The sequence below is a fragment of the Sphingobium sp. FG11 genome, from assembly GCF_057809915.1.
The window spans coordinates 39,142-54,079 of record NZ_JBMDKW010000014.1 but is presented as its reverse complement, the minus strand read 5'-3'; the positions used below and the strand labels follow the sequence as shown (position 1 = coordinate 54,079).

Genomic DNA, 14,938 nt, shown 5'->3' with positions numbered 1-14,938 from the left:
GTTCAGGCCCGCTTAACTCCATGTCCAGACTTTTCCCTTAATCCGCGACCCATTGTCCGGGGAGATAGTGGCTTGCCGCTCACAAGGGAATATCGCAGCATGGATGAAGCGCGATCGGCATTGGCCGGCCGCCTCGACCGCGCGCGCGTCCCCTGCCTGTTCGACCGGATGGAATGGTATGAGGCGCTGCACGCCGATTGCCTCGCGGATCGCCCCCTATGCATCCTCCATGCGGCGGAAGAGGAGGCGGAAGCCTGGATGTTCCTTGTCGGGCAACCGCGCCGCACCCTGTCCGCGCTCGCCAACTGGTATAGTTTTGGCTGGCGTCCCCAATTCATTGGCGCGCCGGACGCGGCGATGCAGGCCCGCCTGCTCGAAAGCATCGCCCAGCATCTGGCGCGCACCTGTCGCGAGATCGATCTCTATCCGGTGGCCATGCCCGCCGCCCTGCTAGCCGCCTTTCGCCGGGCGGGCTGGTTCGCGGTGCAGCGACCGCTCGGGGGGCGTCATCTGCTCCATCTCGACGGGAGGGACTTTGCCGCCTATTGGGCCGCCCGCCCCGGCAATCTCCGCACCATCGTTCGCCGCAAGGCCAGGGACGATCGATTCGAGATCAGCATCACCGACCGGCTAACGGACGCGCTGTGGCGCGATTATGAGGATGTGCACGCGCGCAGCTGGAAAGCGCCCGAACCGGGCCTCGCCTTCCTGCGCGGGCTGGCGGAGCGGGAAAGCGCGGCGGGCACGCTGCGTCTGGGGTTCGCGCGGGTGGACGGGCGCGCGGTCGCGACCCAGTTGTGGACCGTCGACAACGGCGTCGCGCTGATCCACAAATTGTCGCACGACCGCGCCTTTGACGAAGGATCGCCCGGCACCCTGCTCAGCCACGCGATGTTCGCGCATGCCATCGATGTCGATCGGGTCGAGACGATCGATTACGGCACCGGCGATAATCCCTACAAGACCGACTGGATGAAAAGCCGCGAGACGCTGTACCGGGTCGATTGTTTCAATCCGCGCTTCGCATCGAGTTGGCTTGCCGCTGCGCGCACCGCCATTTCCGCCCTTGTAGGTTGAGCGGACCGGGTTTAATCACGCCTCATGCGGGTGCACACTACTCAGCCGGTCAACCGGACGGACGATATCGAAACCAGATTGCGCGGCTTGCTCCGCGACGTGCTGGCGATCCCGCAAGACCGGGTCGATGCGTTCGCGGCCGATACGCCGCTGTTCGGCGCGCTGCCCGAACTTGATTCCATGGCGGTCGCGGGCCTGCTCACCGAGATGGAGGACCGTTTCGACATCCTCATCGACGATGACGATATCGACGGCGACACATTCGAAACCTTCGGCTCGCTGGCGGACTTCGCCCGGATGAAGCTCGGGGCGTAGTCCTTCCCGCGAGGGCGATTATTCCGCCGCGATGGCTTCGAAATCCGCTTCGGCCAGGAATTTCTCCACATCGAGCGCCGCCATGCAGCCCATGCCCGCCGCCGTCACCGCTTGCCGATAGATTTTGTCGGTCACGTCGCCCGCCGCGAACACGCCGGGAATCGCGGTGTGGGTCGTGCCCTTGTCCACCAGCAGATAGCCGTCGTCGGTCGGCAGCTTGTCCGCGAACAGTTCGGTCGCGGGCGAATGGCCGATCGCGACGAACGCGCCGTCCGTCTCGATATGGGACGCTTTACCCGTGACCGTGTCGATCAGGTCGACGCCGACCAGCCCGACCGGGTCGCCGCCGCCGACGAACCGCTCGACCGCCTGATTCCAGAGCACCTTCACGTTGGGATGGGCGAACAGCCGCTGTTGCAGGATCTTTTCCGCGCGCAGCGAATCCCGGCGGTGGATCAGGGTCACATCATGGCTGTGATTGGTGAGGTAGAGCGCTTCCTCGACCGCGGTATTGCCGCCGCCGATGACGACGACCTTCTTGCCACGATAGAAAAAACCGTCGCAGGTGGCGCAGGCGGACACGCCCTTGCCCTGGAGCAATTGCTCGCCCTCGATCCCCAGCCATTTCGCCTGCGCGCCGGTGCAGATGACCAGCGTGTCGGCGATGTAGAGCTTGCCGCTGTCGCCCCGGATGCGGAACGGACGTTCAGAGAGATCGACGTCGATGATCTGATCGTACAGCATCTGCGCGCCGACGTGCTCCGCCTGCGCCTGCATCTGCTCCATCAGCCAGGGTCCCTGGATGACGTCGCGGAAACCCGGATAATTTTCGACATCGGTGGTGATGGTCAACTGCCCGCCCGGCTGCATCCCCTGCACGACAATCGGCGCCAGCCCCGCCCGCGCCCCATAAATGGCGGCGGACAGACCGGCCGGGCCGGAGCCGAGAATGAGCATGCGGGTCGAGTGAGTGGCGGTCATATCAGGCTTTCGGCAAGGCGATTCGGAATGGCGCAGAGATAGGGAGCAGCCCCGCTAACGCCAAGCGACAGATTTATCACGGGCGATGCAAGCTGAACTGTGGGCGGGCGCGAATGGCTGGGGGCCAGGGTTGCCGATAGCGAGGCCATTAGACTTTCGCCGCAACGAGCGGTCGCAAATTAAAATAGCGGAGCGTGTCACAAGGTCATCTGCTGCCTCGTCATGACGGTATCCAACAGCAATAAAAGGATCCGACACATGAACGACCGCACCGATATTTACGCCGCAGGGGGGCCACTCATCAAAGCCTGGTACGATCTGTCGATCCAGGTGGAGAAATCCGGCCTTGAAAAGAGCCTGCTGGAACTGGTCAAGATTCGCTCCTCCCAGATCAACGGGTGCGCCAATTGCCTCAATATGCATACTTCCGATGCACGCAAGGCTGGCGAGACGGAGCAACGCATCCACTTGCTCGGCGCATGGGAAGAAGCGCCATGCTATAGCGCTCGCGAACGGGCGGCTCTCGGCTGGACCGATCATCTGACGGAGGTGGCAACAAAGCGGGCACCAGACCATGTCTATGCCGGCCTGGCGGCGCAGTTCAACGCGGAGGAGCAAGTGCAATTGACGCTCGCGATCAACGTCATCAACGGCTGGAACCGTCTGGCCGTCGGCTTCCATCTCTACGATCCTGCGCTGGGCTGGGCGGCGTGATCGACACCGACATCACGAGCTTCGATGCGCAGCGAGCCACCTTGCTGCGCGTCGCCTATCGCATGCTCGGTTCCATGGCCGATGCGGAGGATGTGTTGCAGGAAGCCTTCATGCGCTGGGCCGGGGCCGACAGGGCAACGGTGCGCGTCCCCGCCGCCTTCCTCCGCCGCACCGTGACCCGCCTCTGCCTCGATCATCTCAAGTCCGCGCGAGTGCGACGGGAAGACTATGTCGGCCCGTGGCTCCCCGAGCCGATCGTGGAAACAGAACCGATGGAGGATATCACCCTCCCCCTCATGCTCGCGCTAGAGCGCCTGTCCCCGCTCGAAAGGGCGGCCTTCCTGCTTCATGACGTGTTCGGCGAGAGCTTCGAAGATATCGCCCGATCCATCGGCCGGGACGCCGCCGCCTGTCGTCAGCTTGCCGCGCGTGCGCGCGAGCATGTCCGCAGCGAGCGGACGCGCTTTCCTGTCGAGCGCGACCATGGACTGGCGATCGCTGCAGCCTTTTACGAAGCGTCCCAGGCGGGCGACGCCGCGAAACTCAGCTTGCTCCTTGCCGACGATGTTCGCTTCCATTCCGACGGCGGCGGCAAACGCCCCGCGGCAGGCCGCATTCTCGATGGCGCGGCGGAGGTTCTGCGCGGGCTTGCGGCAATCTTCCGGCTGCGGCGCGGCAATCCGGAATTCATCAGGCAGGCGTTCGTAAATGGCCTGCCCGGCTTTGTTACGCGCGAGGCAGATGGCATTTTACAGACGACCGCCCTTCTGATCGAGGACGATCGAGTGAAGGCGATCTATGTCATGCGCAATCCCGACAAGCTTCGGCATGTGGAAAGGCTGGTCCATTAATTGGGGGGCGACCCAAATGTTGAGGTCCGTGATTAACCGCATGGGATGCCGTGCATGTGTTCGTGGGGGCATAAAATGGACCAGTCGCAACAAGCCTACTGTTTCGCATGGCAAGGCATCGGGATTGCGATGACCTACATGTCCTGCCGTTGGACGGTCATCGAACATTTGGAAATCCGCAGCATAGATCCGGAAGGCGCGCAGCTGCCCATCACCAACACCCGCTACTGCTCGCACTCATGCAACCCGGCACCATTGAAGCCCATGGCGGCAATATGGTAGTGCACGTCATTGCGTGGTTGGACGAGGAAGCGGCAAAGCCCGCGTGGCGCGCCCATGTGGAGGCGAGCAGGGGCAGGCTATTCTAATAACCACCCAATATGCCTTGGGCTGAGTCGCTTACACCAACAAGCAAATCCGCAATTTTTTCTGCACAGTTACTGCACAGTCATAAATCGCCACTTTTTCTCTAATTATATCAAGATTATACACGAATCTTGAATTATGGTCGGGGAGACAGGATTCGAACCTGCGACATCCTGCTCCCAAAGCAGGCGCGCTACCAGACTGCGCTACTCCCCGACGGGTAGCGCCTTAGCGGGCAAGCGCGTCCCCCGTCAATCGAACATCAGTGAAAGATCAGCCACAAAACCAGAATAACCGGAATGGGAACGCCGATCAGCCACAATAACAAGCCCTTGCCCATGATCCATCCTCCGATTTACATCGGTAAGTGAAACGGATTGGTTCGCCGGAATGTTCCGCGCAGGGTTCGCTGGCCTTGGCTCGACCCACCCTCTTGGCCGCCGCGCCAGCGACGTGCGGCAGGCTCGCAGTTAGTAGCTGCGCCCCACCAACACCCGCTCCACGGCCGGTTCGCCGGTGAACAGGCATGCGCCATCAGCAGCCGCCGAATCCAGCGGCACGTTGCGCAGGGTGAGCTTTTCGCCCTTGAGCCACTGGACCACCTTCTCCAGCGCCGCGCCGGTCGGCTTGCTCCACTGCACCTCGGCCCAGCCGGGCCGCGCACTGGCATCGAAATAGGCCTTCAGGCCGTCGAGCGAAGTGATCGACCGATCGATCGCTGATTCGAGCCGCCCCTTGGCCTGGACGAACAGGGATTGCTGGATATCCTCCAGCATCGCCGTCGCGCCTGCCACGAAATCGCCTTTCGCGATGATCGCGCTGTCGAGCTTGCCGTCCGCCCGATACAGCCGGTCACGCCGGATGACCGAGACGTTGCCGCCGGCAACGTCACGCCCGCCAACCTCGATCACGATCGGCGCGCCCTTCTTGACCCAGCCCCACCGTTTGGTCGCGGCCTTGGCGGGCCGCTTGTCGAGCAGCGCGCGCACAGGCTCACGGAATAGGTCCATCTCATTGAGCGACGCCACCAGTTCACCGCAATAGGCCAGGATCGCGTCATCCTCCTCCGTATCGCGCAGCATCGGCACGACGACGATCTGATACGGCGCGACGCGGGGCGGCACGCGCAGCCCGTCATCGTCGCCATGCACCATGATGAGGCCGCCGATCATCCGCGTCGACACGCCCCAGCTTGTCGTCTGCGCCAGTTCCTGCTGCCCTTCGGCATTTTGATATTTGATATTCTGCGCCGCCGAAAAGGTGGTGCCCAGAAAATGCGAGGTGCCAGCCTGCAAAGCCTTGCCGTCCTGCATCATCGCTTCGATCGAATAGGTCGCGACCGCGCCGGGGAAGCGCTCGTTTTCAGGCTTTTCGCCCGCGACAACCGGCAGGGCGATGCACTCCTCGGCAAAGCTGCGATAGACTTCGAGCATCTTCATCGTTTCTTCCATCGCCTCATCGACGGTGGCGTGCGCGGTATGCCCTTCCTGCCACAGGAACTCGGTGGTGCGCAGGAACATCCGCGTCCGCATCTCCCAGCGTACGACATTGGCCCACTGGTTGATAAGGACCGGCAGGTCGCGCCAGCTCTGTACCCAGCGGGAGAAGGCCGCGCCGATCACCGTTTCCGACGTCGGCCGCACGACCAGCGGTTCTTCGAGCTTTGCGTCCGGGTCAGGCACCAGCCTGCCGTCCTTCTGGATCAGCCGGTGATGGGTGACGACCGCCATTTCCTTGGCGAATCCGTCGACATGCTCGGCTTCCTTCTCGAAATAGGAGAGCGGGATGAACAGCGGAAAATAGCAGTTTTCATGGCCCGTGGCCTTGATCCGCGCGTCGAGCAGCGACTGGATGCGCTCCCAGATGCCATAGCCCCATGGCCGGATGACCATGCATCCGCGCACGCCGCTTTCCTCGGCCAGATCAGCCTCCGAAATGACGGCCTGATACCAGGCGGAAAAATCCTGTTCGCGGGTAACCGAAAGTGCGTGCTTCACGACGATGCCTTGGCTGGATCAGTGGGACGGGCGCGCCATAGGGCAAGCCCGCCCTGACTGTCGACCCCGAAGCCGCACCCGTGGATTAAGGTCGATCAGACCAGCTTGTCGATCTTCGCATTGAGCGCGGCGAGTTGCGCCTTGAGATCGGCGATCTCGTCATCCTTGCTCTCATCCGACGCGGCGCTCGCCGATCCCGGCGTGGGAACGCCCGGCATGCCCGGCATGCCCGGCATGCCGCCCTTCAGCGCGCCCGCCGCCGCTTCGAACATCTGCATGTTGCGCTTGGCGATCTCTGCAAGCGGGCCGCCGCCGAACGCGCCCTTCATGGCTTCCTGAAACTGCTGCTGATTCTTGCGGAAAGCCTCCATCGAGGATTCCAGATATTGCGGCACCATCGATTGCATCGAATCGCCGTACATGGAGATCAGCTGGCGCAGGAAATTGACGGGCAGCATATTCTTGCCGCGCTGTTCTTCCTCCATGATGATCTGGGTCAGGACATTATGGGTGATGTCCTCGCCGCTCTTGGCATCGACCACCACAAACTCGCGCCCTTCGCGCGTCATCTGCGACAGAAGATCGAGCGTGATGTAGCTGGACGTTTCGGTATTATAAAGCCGCCTGTTGGCGTACTTCTTGATCACCACCGGCTCCGATTCATTAGCCGCTTTGGATTTGGCCATGGAAAACTCTCCCTATCCTGCCTTTTCCGCACTAGCACAGGGCGCTCCCGCACCGCAACATGGGCCACGGCCTTTGCCTCTTTTCCTCCATATTTTATGGCGCGAGACGGAGGGAGACCCTGAACTGCGGCGCACCGCGCTTCAGGGCCTGCGCAAATATCAAGAGGCGGAGCGAACGCCTCCCCCGCCCCGGCCACCCGCTGCCGCAAGGCATGGCAGCGCGGCATTGCTGCAATATGGGCCTGATAATGGCCGGTTTCCCGTGGTTTTCGTGCCGTCGCTCATCAATCCGCCGCAGGTGCTGGACCTGTCGCCCGAGCGCTCCATGCTGCGCCACATGGCCGCAGCAGGGCATCAGCCCTATCTCGTCGACTGGGGCACCCCGTCCGCCGCAGACGCGACGCTGGATCTGGAGGGGCATGTCACCGCCCGCCTGCTGCCGCTGCTTGCCGCGCTGCCGCGTCCGCCGCTGCTGGTCGGCTATTGTCTGGGCGGAACCCTGGCGCTCGGCGCGGCGGCTTTACATCCCGTGGCGGGAGTCGTGGCGCTGGCCACGCCCTGGCGCTTCGACATATTCTCCGAGGCGGACCGCGATACCGTCGCAAATAGCTGGCAACTGGCCAGGCCCTTGTGCGAGCGATTGGGCTATGTGCCGATGGAGGTGCTTCAGGCGGGGTTCTGGACACTCGATCCAGCGCGCACGATCCGCAAATATGCGGATTTCGCAAGCCTGTCGGCGGGGTCGGACCGCGAGCGCGCCTTTCTCGCGCTAGAGGATTGGGCCAATGCCGGACCGCCGCTCAGCTATGCCGCGGGCCGCGACCTTTTCGAGCAGCTATACGAGTCGAATGTGACAGGCGAAAGTCGCTGGCGGATCGAAGGGACACCCGTCGATCCGCAAGCGCTGCCCTGCCCCACCCTGTCTGTCCGCTCCCTCACCGACCGGATCGTACCGGCGGATTCCGCACCGCAATTGCGAGATAACATGGACTTGCGGCTCGGCCATGTCGGCATGGTGGTGGGTGGCGGGGCACCCGCCGCGCTGTGGCAACCGCTGTCCGAATGGCTTTGCAGTCATGGCGGATAATGATATGTGCGCCCGCAAAATTATCGCACATATCAAGGATCCGGATCGTGTCAGACATCGTCATTACCGCTGCAAAGCGTACCCCCGTCGGCAGCTTCATGGGTGCGTTCGGTAATATAGCCGCGCACGAGCTGGGCCGCGTCGCGATCCTCGCCGCGCTGGAGCAGGCGGGCGTTGCCCCGGACGAGGTCGATGAAGTCATTCTGGGCCAGATTCTGACCGCCGGTCAGGGCCAGAACCCCGCGCGTCAGGCCTCCGTCAATGCCGGCATCCCGGTTGAAAAGACCGCGATCGGCATCAACCAGCTTTGCGGATCGGGCCTGCGCGCGGTCGCGCTCGCGGCCCAGGCGATCAGCGCGGGCGACGCCCGGATCATGGTTGCCGGTGGGCAGGAAAGCATGTCCATGGCCCCGCATGCGCAATATCTGCGCGGCGGCGTGAAAATGGGTCCGGTCTCCTTTCTCGATACCATGACCCATGACGGCCTGACCGACGCCTTCAACAATTATCATATGGGCATGACGGCAGAAAATCTGGCCGAGAAATATCAGATCACGCGCGAGGAGCAGGATGTGTTCGCGGTCGGCAGCCAGAACCGGGCCGAAGCGGCGCGCACCGCCGGCCGGTTCCGCGATGAGATCGCGCCTGTCACGGTCAAGGGACGCAAGGGCGACACGATCGTCGATGCCGACGAATATATCCGCGCCGGTGCAACCCTGGAATCGATCCAGTCGCTCAAGCCCGCCTTCAAGAAGGACGGCAGCGTCACCGCCGGCAACGCGAGCGGCATCAATGACGGCGCGGCCGCGCTGGTGCTGATGACGGCGACCGAAGCCGCGCAGCGCAATGCGCCGGTGCTGGCCCGCATCGCCTCCTTCGCGACGGCGGGCGTCGACCCCGCCTATATGGGAATCGCCCCCGCTCCCACCACGCGCAAGGCGCTGGCCAAGGCCGGATGGTCGCTGGCCGATCTCGACCTGATCGAGGCGAATGAAGCCTTCGCCGCCCAATCGCTGGCGGTGGGCAAGGAACTTGGCTGGGACTGGGACAAGGTCAACGTCAATGGCGGCGCGATCGCGATCGGCCATCCGGTCGGGGCATCGGGCGCGCGCGTCCTGACGACGCTGCTGTACGAAATGCAGCGGCGTGACGCGAAAAAGGGCCTCGCAACCCTGTGCATCGGTGGCGGCATGGGTGTCGCCATGTGCCTGGAACGCTGAGGCCTGTGACGAGGAAGGGTTCGGCGCGACAAGGCTGAACCCCTTCCTTCCTGCATTTTCGCATCCTCATCCTGTCTCAAAACGGGAAGCCGTGCGATCGGTGGCGCCGGAATACTGGCGCTGACCGACACTATGGTTAAGGAAGGATTATGCATTCCTTCCGCCTTCCCCTCCTCTGTCTTATGGCGGCCTGCGCCGTGCTGCTCCCGGCCGGAGCGGCGAGCGCGCAGGAACGCCTGGCCCCCGGCGGCTATCGCTGGCTGGACGAAGGGCCATGGTCCGGTCCCATCTACATGATCATCAGCATCGAGCGGCAGCAGATCCATCTCTATGATGGCGACCGGCTGATCGCGATGGCTGCCGTATCGACCGGCAAGAAGGGCCATGGCACGCCCAAGGGCGACTTCACGATCCTGCAAAAGCGGCAATATCACCGCTCCAACATCTATTCGAACGCGCCCATGCCGTTCATGCAGCGGCTGACGTGGGACGGGATCGCGCTGCATGCCGGGCATGATCCGGGCTATCCGGCGAGCCATGGCTGTATCCGTCTGCCCTATGCCTTTGCGCAAAAGCTGTTCGGCATCACCCGGATCGGGACACTGGTCAGCGTGACCGCGAACCGCCTCAGCCCGGCGCTGATGGTCGATGCGCTGGTGCTGGCCGATCCGGGCGCCACCATCGTCACCTTCACGCCACAAAGCGGCGGGGCGCCTTACCGACGCCCCGCGCCATTACCGAGGGACGAAAATGGCGATGTGCCGCTGCTGGAGATCGACCCCGGCATCTTTCTGCTGAGGCTGTTGCGACCATGATCGCGGCCCTCCGCATGGGAGGGCCTTTGCGATCAGATCATCGCCATGCCGCCATTCACATGCAGCGTCTGGCCGGTGACGTATCCGGCTTCCTTGCTGGCGAGATAGACCACCGCCGCGCCGATATCCGCGCCCTCGCCCAGATCGCCTGCGGGGATTTTCGTGAGGATCGCGCCCTTCTGCGCGTCGTTCAGCGAATCCGTCATGGCCGAGCGGATGAAGCCCGGCGCGACGCAATTCACGGTGATGCCCCGGCTCGCCAGTTCCTGCCCCAGCGATTTGGACATGCCGATGATGCCCGCCTTGGACGCGGCATAATTGGCCTGCCCCGGATTGCCGGTGACGCCGACGACCGAGGTGATCGAGATGATGCGGCCAAAGCGCGCCTTCATCATCGGCTTGGCCGCCGCGCGGATCAGCCGGAACGCTGCCTCCAGATTGACCGAGATGACGTCATTCCACTCCTCATCCTTCATCCGCAGGATCAGGTTGTCGCGGGTCACACCGGCATTGTTGACCAAAATGTCGATCCGTCCTCCCAATGCTTCCACGGCCTGCGGGATCAGCGCATCGACCGACGCCGGATCCGACAGGTTGCAAACGAGGGTCTTATGATCGCCACCCAGTTCGGCCGCGAAGGCGTTTAGCTTGTCCGCATTGCTGCCTGACAGCGCCAGCGTCGCGCCCTGCGCCGCCAGCGCCCGTGCGATGGCGGAACCGATGCCGCCCGATGCGCCTGTCACCAGCGCGGTCATGCCTGAAAGGTCGAACATATCCTGCCCCTATTTATGTTAGAATGCGGCCAGCGCCGCTTCGATATCGTCCATCGTCACGATGCTCGTCACTTTCGCGTCAGGCGCGATGCGCTTGACCATCGGCCCCAGCACCTTGCCGCCCACTTCCACGAAGTCGGTGACGCCCGCGTCCCACATGGCCGCGACGCTTTCGCGCCAACGCACCCGCCCCGTCACCTGCTCCACCAATCGCACGCGGATGTCCGCCGGATCGGCGGTCGGCGCGGCCAGCACATTGGCGTAGACCGGCAGCAACGGCGCGTTGATCGTCGCCTTGCCGAGCGCATCCTCCATCGCTTCCGCCGCCGGCTGCATCAGCGGGCAATGGAAAGGAGCGGACACGGGCAACAGCACGCCGCGCTTGATACCATGGTCCTTGACCAGCGCGATCGCCCGCTCGACCGCACCGCGATGGCCGGAAATCACGACCTGGCTCGGATCATTGTCGTTGGCGACGGTGCAGACCTCGCCCTGCGCCGCGGCATCGGCCAGCGCCTGCGCCTTTCCGATATCCGCGCCGAGCAGCGCCGCCATCGCGCCTTCGCCAACCGGCACCGCCGCCTGCATCGCTCGCCCGCGCAGCTTCAGCAGCCGCGCCGTGGTCGCAAGGTCGAACCCCTCGGCCGCACAGAGCGCGCTATATTCGCCCAGACTGTGCCCGGCGACATAGTCGCCCTTGTCGCTCAGCGAAAAACCGGCTTCCCGCTGCATGACGCGCAAGGTGGCGAGCGCATTGGCCATGATCGCGGGCTGCGCATTTTCGGTCAGGGTCAGGTCGCTTTCCGGCCCTTCGATCATGATGCGGAACAAATGCTGCGACAGCGCGTCATCGACTTCCTGAAACAATTCGTGCGCTGCCGGACTTGCCTCGGCCAGCGCCTTGCCCATGCCTACGGACTGGCTACCCTGCCCCGGAAAAAGAAATGCTCTCATCATTCGCTCTCTAACCTGGCGCACGAAAGCGCCGACTTTCTCAACCTTGTTACACTTTACGACATAAACGCCGTTGAGGCTGGCCCATGATTTCGGCAGGGTGGAAGATCGCCTCACCCTGAAGATCGGGCTGCCTGCCGCCCCCCTTAACGATGACGGAGTGCAAGGAAAAGGTGCGATATCGCATTGCCCCAATCGCGGGAACTGCTCTGTTGCTGTCCGCCTGTGCGGCCGGACCGGATTATAGCGCGCCACAGGTCGGCGCGCTCGGTGTGCCCGCCGGTTACAGCCAGGGGCCGACCGCGTCGATCGACGAAGCCGATCTCGCCAGCTGGTGGACGCGGCTGGGCGACCCCGCGCTGAATGCGCTCGTCGGTCAGGCGATCGCGGGCAATCTCGACATTGTGCAGGCGCAGGCGCGGCTGCGTCAGGCACGGGAGTCGCTGCGGCAGGCGAATGCGGCTTTCCTGCCGCAGATCGACGCCTCCGGTTCGGGCGGCCGCAATTATAACAGCGCGGGCGGCGGCACGCGGGTCGACAGCAACGGCAACATCATCAGCAGTGGCGTGGGCAAATGGAGTGGCAACTATTCCGCCCGTGCGAACGCTAGCTGGCAGATCGACCTGTTCGGAGAACTCTCCCGCTCGTCGGAAGCCGCTCGCGCCGATCTTGCCGCGTCGGGCTATGATCTCGCCAATGTGCGGATGACGATCATATCGGAACTCGTCACCAATTATGTGCAGGCGCGGCTGGCGCAAAACCAGCTCGCCATCGCGCGCGAGACGCAGCGTGTGCAGCAGGATAATTTCGATATCGCCCGCTGGCGCTTGCAGGCGGGGCTGGTCTCGTCGTTCGATGTCGAACAGGCGCGCGCCCAGCTCGCGCAGACCAGCGCGACCGTCCCGCAACTGGAATCATCGCTGCGTGGCAGCCTCAACCGTATCGCCGTGCTGACGGGTCAGGCGCCGGGTGAAGCGACCCGCGCGCTCGAAGCGCCAGCGCCCATCCCAACGGCGGCGAGCAGCATCGCCACCGGCATCCCCGCCGACACGCTGCGCCAGCGCCCCGATGTCCGTTCGGCCGAGCGCGCGCTCGCCGCCGCGACCGCGCGGATCGGCGTGGCGCAGGCGCAGCTTTATCCCTCGCTCGGGATCAGCGGCAATATCGGCACCAGCGCCGCCAGCTTCAAAAATCTGTTCGACATCGTCACCGGCGGGATTTTCGCCAATGTCGCGCAGGTGATTTTCGACGGCGGCAGGCTGGCGTCGCAGGTACGCTCGCAACGGGCCGCGACCGATGCCGCCTTCGCCGCCTACAAGCAATCGGTGCTGACGGCGCTGGAGGATGTGGAAAACGCCATGGCCGCCCTCACCGCCGCGCAGCAGCGCCGGGAGCAGTTCGCGATCGCGTTCGACGCGTCGAACAACGCCGCGATCCTTGCGCGCAGCCAGTATCGCGCCGGCCTGATCGACTTTCAGACGCTGCTGACCAGCGAGAACAGCCTTTTGAACGCGCGCAACAGCCTGGCCTCCGCGCAGTCCGATGCCGTGCTCGGCCTCGCCCAGCTTTACAATGCGCTGGGCGGCGGCTGGCAGAATATGGAAAACCGCCCCGATGAGCAATGACGTGACCCCCGATGCGGACCTCGACGACTTTCTGGGGGTCAAGCCGCAAAAACCGTGGCGCAAATGGGCGATCCGGGGTGCCATCGGCGTTGTGCTGCTGGTGGCGATCCTGCTGCTGGCCCGCTGCTTTTCCGGTGAAGACAAACCCAATTATGCCACGCGGGAGGTGCGCAAGGGCGACCTGACCGTCACGGTTTCGGCGACAGGCAACCTCAAGCCGATCAATCAGGTCGATGTCGGGTCCGAACAGTCGGGCAAGATCACGGCAGTCTATGTCGATGTGAACGATCGCGTGCGCAAGGGCCAGAAGCTCGCCGAACTCGACACCCGTCGACTGGTCGATGCCGTCAACCAGAACCGCGCGCAGGTCTCCGCCTCGCAGGCAAGCGTGACACAGGCGCAGGCGCAGGTCGCGCTGGCCAGGGCCACGCTCGACCGGCAGCTCAATGTCTATCAGCTATCGGGCGGCAAGGTGCCTGCCAGGACCGAACTCGATACCGCGCGCGCCAATGTGCAGAACGCGCTCGGCGCACTGCGGGCGCAGCAGGCGCAGGTGGACGTGTCCCGCGCCCAGCTGGCGACAGCGCAGACCAACCTGTCGATCGCGCAGATCGTGTCGCCGGTGAACGGCGTCGTGCTGGCGCGCAATATCGAACCTGGTCAGACCGTCGCCGCGTCGCTCAACGCCCCGGTCCTGTTCACCCTTGCCGAAGACCTGACCCAGATGGAAGTCGACGTCGCCGTGGACGAGGCCGATGTCGGCCAGCTCAAGGATGGCCAGACCGCCAGTTTCGCCGTCGACGCCTTTCCCGGCCGCACTTTCCCGGCCAACGTCACGCGGGTGAATGTCGGCTCCAATAGCAGCAGCACCACGAGCACCGCCTCGTCAGGCACGACAAGCGCCACGGCGGGCACGGTGGTCGCCTATACCGCCGTGCTGGCGGTGAATAATCAGGATGAAACGCTGCGCCCCGGCATGACCGCGACGGCGGATATCGTGACGCAGCAATTGCGCGACGTCCTGCTCGTCCCCAACGCGGCGATGCGCTTCAAGCCGAGCGCGGGCAAGGGCGGCGGCGGCATTACCAGCGTTCTGCCCGGTCCCGGTCGCCTGCGTCGCGGCAATGCGCGGCAGGTCAGCTTCGGGGCGGGCAGCAGCCAGACCGTCTATGTGCTGGGCGAGGACGGCCAACCCAAGCCGGTGCAGATCGTTATCGGCGCGAGCGACGGCGCCCGCACGGTCGTCACCGGCGGCGACCTGAAGCCCGGCATGCGCGTCATCACCGGGCAGCTTGCCGCCGGGCAGCAGGCCCCCGCCGACGATCAGACGCCGGGCGAACAGCGCAGCCGCGAACGCGCCGCCGACAATCGGCGCGATCCTGCCACCGACGGCAGTCCCGCCAGCATGGGCAAGCTCGGCAATTCGGGCGACGCGAAGCCGCAGACCGCGCCGGTCGCCCCGGCCAGTCGGTAAAGC

General features: G+C 64.2%; 15 protein-coding genes and 1 tRNA gene. 10 read left to right on the top strand and 6 right to left on the bottom strand.

Translation table 11 applies throughout. The annotated features are described in order from the left end of the window. The first annotated feature begins 72 nt into the window (after window positions 1–72). Together ACODSN_RS12700 and ACODSN_RS12695 are read left to right on the top strand one after the other, a co-directional pair. Window positions 73–1,077, top strand: coding sequence for a GNAT family N-acetyltransferase (locus ACODSN_RS12700; protein ID WP_489055882.1), 1,005 nt, complete (start codon window positions 73–75; stop codon window positions 1,075–1,077). Window positions 1,078–1,101: 24 nt separating this feature from the next. Then, window positions 1,102–1,392: a phosphopantetheine-binding protein gene (locus ACODSN_RS12695; protein WP_489055881.1), complete on the top strand. Its 291-nt coding sequence runs from the start codon at window positions 1,102–1,104 to the stop codon at window positions 1,390–1,392. 18 nt (window positions 1,393–1,410) lie between these two features. Here ACODSN_RS12695 and trxB read toward each other — a convergent pair whose 3' ends face one another. Then, entirely contained in the window at window positions 1,411–2,373 is a 963-nt protein-coding gene (gene trxB / locus ACODSN_RS12690; protein WP_489055880.1) for a thioredoxin-disulfide reductase, read from the bottom strand. 258 nt (window positions 2,374–2,631) lie between these two features. Here trxB and ACODSN_RS12685 point away from each other — a divergent pair, with 258 nt between their 5' ends. From ACODSN_RS12685 to ACODSN_RS12675, 3 genes are read left to right on the top strand one after another with little or no spacing between them, the layout of a single operon-like run. Next, window positions 2,632–3,087, top strand: coding sequence for a carboxymuconolactone decarboxylase family protein (locus ACODSN_RS12685; RefSeq protein ID WP_489055879.1), 456 nt, complete (start codon window positions 2,632–2,634; stop codon window positions 3,085–3,087). Continuing rightward, the gene (locus ACODSN_RS12680) at window positions 3,084–3,938 is read left to right on the top strand and encodes a sigma-70 family RNA polymerase sigma factor (RefSeq protein ID WP_489055878.1); all 855 of its coding nucleotides are present in this window, start codon (window positions 3,084–3,086) and stop codon (window positions 3,936–3,938) included. Before ACODSN_RS12685 ends, ACODSN_RS12680 begins: the two co-directional genes overlap by 4 nt. A gap of 45 nt (window positions 3,939–3,983) precedes the next feature. Then, window positions 3,984–4,220: a hypothetical protein gene (locus ACODSN_RS12675; RefSeq protein ID WP_489055877.1), complete on the top strand. Its 237-nt coding sequence runs from the start codon at window positions 3,984–3,986 to the stop codon at window positions 4,218–4,220. Between the two features lie 223 nt (window positions 4,221–4,443). Here the strand turns inward: ACODSN_RS12675 and ACODSN_RS12670 are convergent. From ACODSN_RS12670 to phaR, 3 genes are all read right to left on the bottom strand, one after another. Then, window positions 4,444–4,520, bottom strand: a tRNA-Pro gene (locus ACODSN_RS12670). A gap of 254 nt (window positions 4,521–4,774) precedes the next feature. Next, the gene (proS, locus tag ACODSN_RS12665; RefSeq protein WP_489055876.1) at window positions 4,775–6,301 is read right to left on the bottom strand and encodes a proline--tRNA ligase; all 1,527 of its coding nucleotides are present in this window, start codon (window positions 6,299–6,301) and stop codon (window positions 4,775–4,777) included. 95 nt (window positions 6,302–6,396) lie between these two features. Continuing rightward, on the bottom strand, window positions 6,397–6,987 hold the full coding sequence (phaR, locus tag ACODSN_RS12660; RefSeq protein WP_489055875.1) for a polyhydroxyalkanoate synthesis repressor PhaR: 591 nt from the start codon (window positions 6,985–6,987) through the stop codon (window positions 6,397–6,399). Between phaR and ACODSN_RS12655 the strand changes: the two genes are divergently transcribed. The 3 genes from ACODSN_RS12655 (at window position 6,986) to ACODSN_RS12645 (ending at window position 10,109) form a co-directional block, all read left to right on the top strand. Next, window positions 6,986–8,074, top strand: coding sequence for an alpha/beta hydrolase (locus tag ACODSN_RS12655; protein ID WP_489055874.1), 1,089 nt, complete (start codon window positions 6,986–6,988; stop codon window positions 8,072–8,074). The genes phaR and ACODSN_RS12655 overlap by 2 nt on opposite strands. A 47-nt stretch (window positions 8,075–8,121) precedes the next feature. After that, window positions 8,122–9,294: an acetyl-CoA C-acetyltransferase gene (locus ACODSN_RS12650; RefSeq protein WP_489055873.1), complete on the top strand. Its 1,173-nt coding sequence runs from the start codon at window positions 8,122–8,124 to the stop codon at window positions 9,292–9,294. 149 nt (window positions 9,295–9,443) lie between these two features. Further along, window positions 9,444–10,109: a L,D-transpeptidase family protein gene (locus ACODSN_RS12645; protein ID WP_489055872.1), complete on the top strand. Its 666-nt coding sequence runs from the start codon at window positions 9,444–9,446 to the stop codon at window positions 10,107–10,109. 32 nt (window positions 10,110–10,141) lie between these two features. Here ACODSN_RS12645 and fabG read toward each other — a convergent pair whose 3' ends face one another. Continuing rightward, on the bottom strand, window positions 10,142–10,882 hold the full coding sequence (fabG, locus tag ACODSN_RS12640) for a 3-oxoacyl-[acyl-carrier-protein] reductase (RefSeq protein ID WP_489055871.1): 741 nt from the start codon (window positions 10,880–10,882) through the stop codon (window positions 10,142–10,144). A gap of 18 nt (window positions 10,883–10,900) precedes the next feature. Further along, window positions 10,901–11,836, bottom strand: coding sequence for an ACP S-malonyltransferase (gene fabD, locus ACODSN_RS12635; protein ID WP_489055919.1), 936 nt, complete (start codon window positions 11,834–11,836; stop codon window positions 10,901–10,903). A 152-nt stretch (window positions 11,837–11,988) separates the two neighbouring features. Here fabD and ACODSN_RS12630 point away from each other — a divergent pair, with 152 nt between their 5' ends. Further along, window positions 11,989–13,461: an efflux transporter outer membrane subunit gene (locus ACODSN_RS12630; RefSeq protein ID WP_489055870.1), complete on the top strand. Its 1,473-nt coding sequence runs from the start codon at window positions 11,989–11,991 to the stop codon at window positions 13,459–13,461. Continuing rightward, complete coding sequence (locus ACODSN_RS12625; protein WP_489055869.1) at window positions 13,451–14,935, top strand: efflux RND transporter periplasmic adaptor subunit; 1,485 nt, start codon at window positions 13,451–13,453, stop codon at window positions 14,933–14,935. Before ACODSN_RS12630 ends, ACODSN_RS12625 begins: the two co-directional genes overlap by 11 nt. The last annotated feature ends 3 nt before the right edge of the window (window positions 14,936–14,938 follow it).

Coding starts and splice junctions, on each gene's coding strand:
- phaR (WP_489055875.1), bottom strand. CDS start 6,987: ATGGCCAAATCCAAAGCGGCTAATGAATCGGAGCCGGTGGTGATCAAG.
- ACODSN_RS12630 (WP_489055870.1), top strand. CDS start 11,989: ATGACGGAGTGCAAGGAAAAGGTGCGATATCGCATTGCCCCAATCGCG.
- ACODSN_RS12695 (WP_489055881.1), top strand. CDS start 1,102: ATGCGGGTGCACACTACTCAGCCGGTCAACCGGACGGACGATATCGAA.
- ACODSN_RS12645 (WP_489055872.1), top strand. CDS start 9,444: ATGCATTCCTTCCGCCTTCCCCTCCTCTGTCTTATGGCGGCCTGCGCC.
- fabG (WP_489055871.1), bottom strand. CDS start 10,882: ATGTTCGACCTTTCAGGCATGACCGCGCTGGTGACAGGCGCATCGGGC.
- ACODSN_RS12625 (WP_489055869.1), top strand. CDS start 13,451: ATGAGCAATGACGTGACCCCCGATGCGGACCTCGACGACTTTCTGGGG.
- fabD (WP_489055919.1), bottom strand. CDS start 11,836: ATGAGAGCATTTCTTTTTCCGGGGCAGGGTAGCCAGTCCGTAGGCATG.
- ACODSN_RS12655 (WP_489055874.1), top strand. CDS start 6,986: ATGGAAAACTCTCCCTATCCTGCCTTTTCCGCACTAGCACAGGGCGCT.
- ACODSN_RS12675 (WP_489055877.1), top strand. CDS start 3,984: ATGCCGTGCATGTGTTCGTGGGGGCATAAAATGGACCAGTCGCAACAA.
- trxB (WP_489055880.1), bottom strand. CDS start 2,373: ATGACCGCCACTCACTCGACCCGCATGCTCATTCTCGGCTCCGGCCCG.
- ACODSN_RS12685 (WP_489055879.1), top strand. CDS start 2,632: ATGAACGACCGCACCGATATTTACGCCGCAGGGGGGCCACTCATCAAA.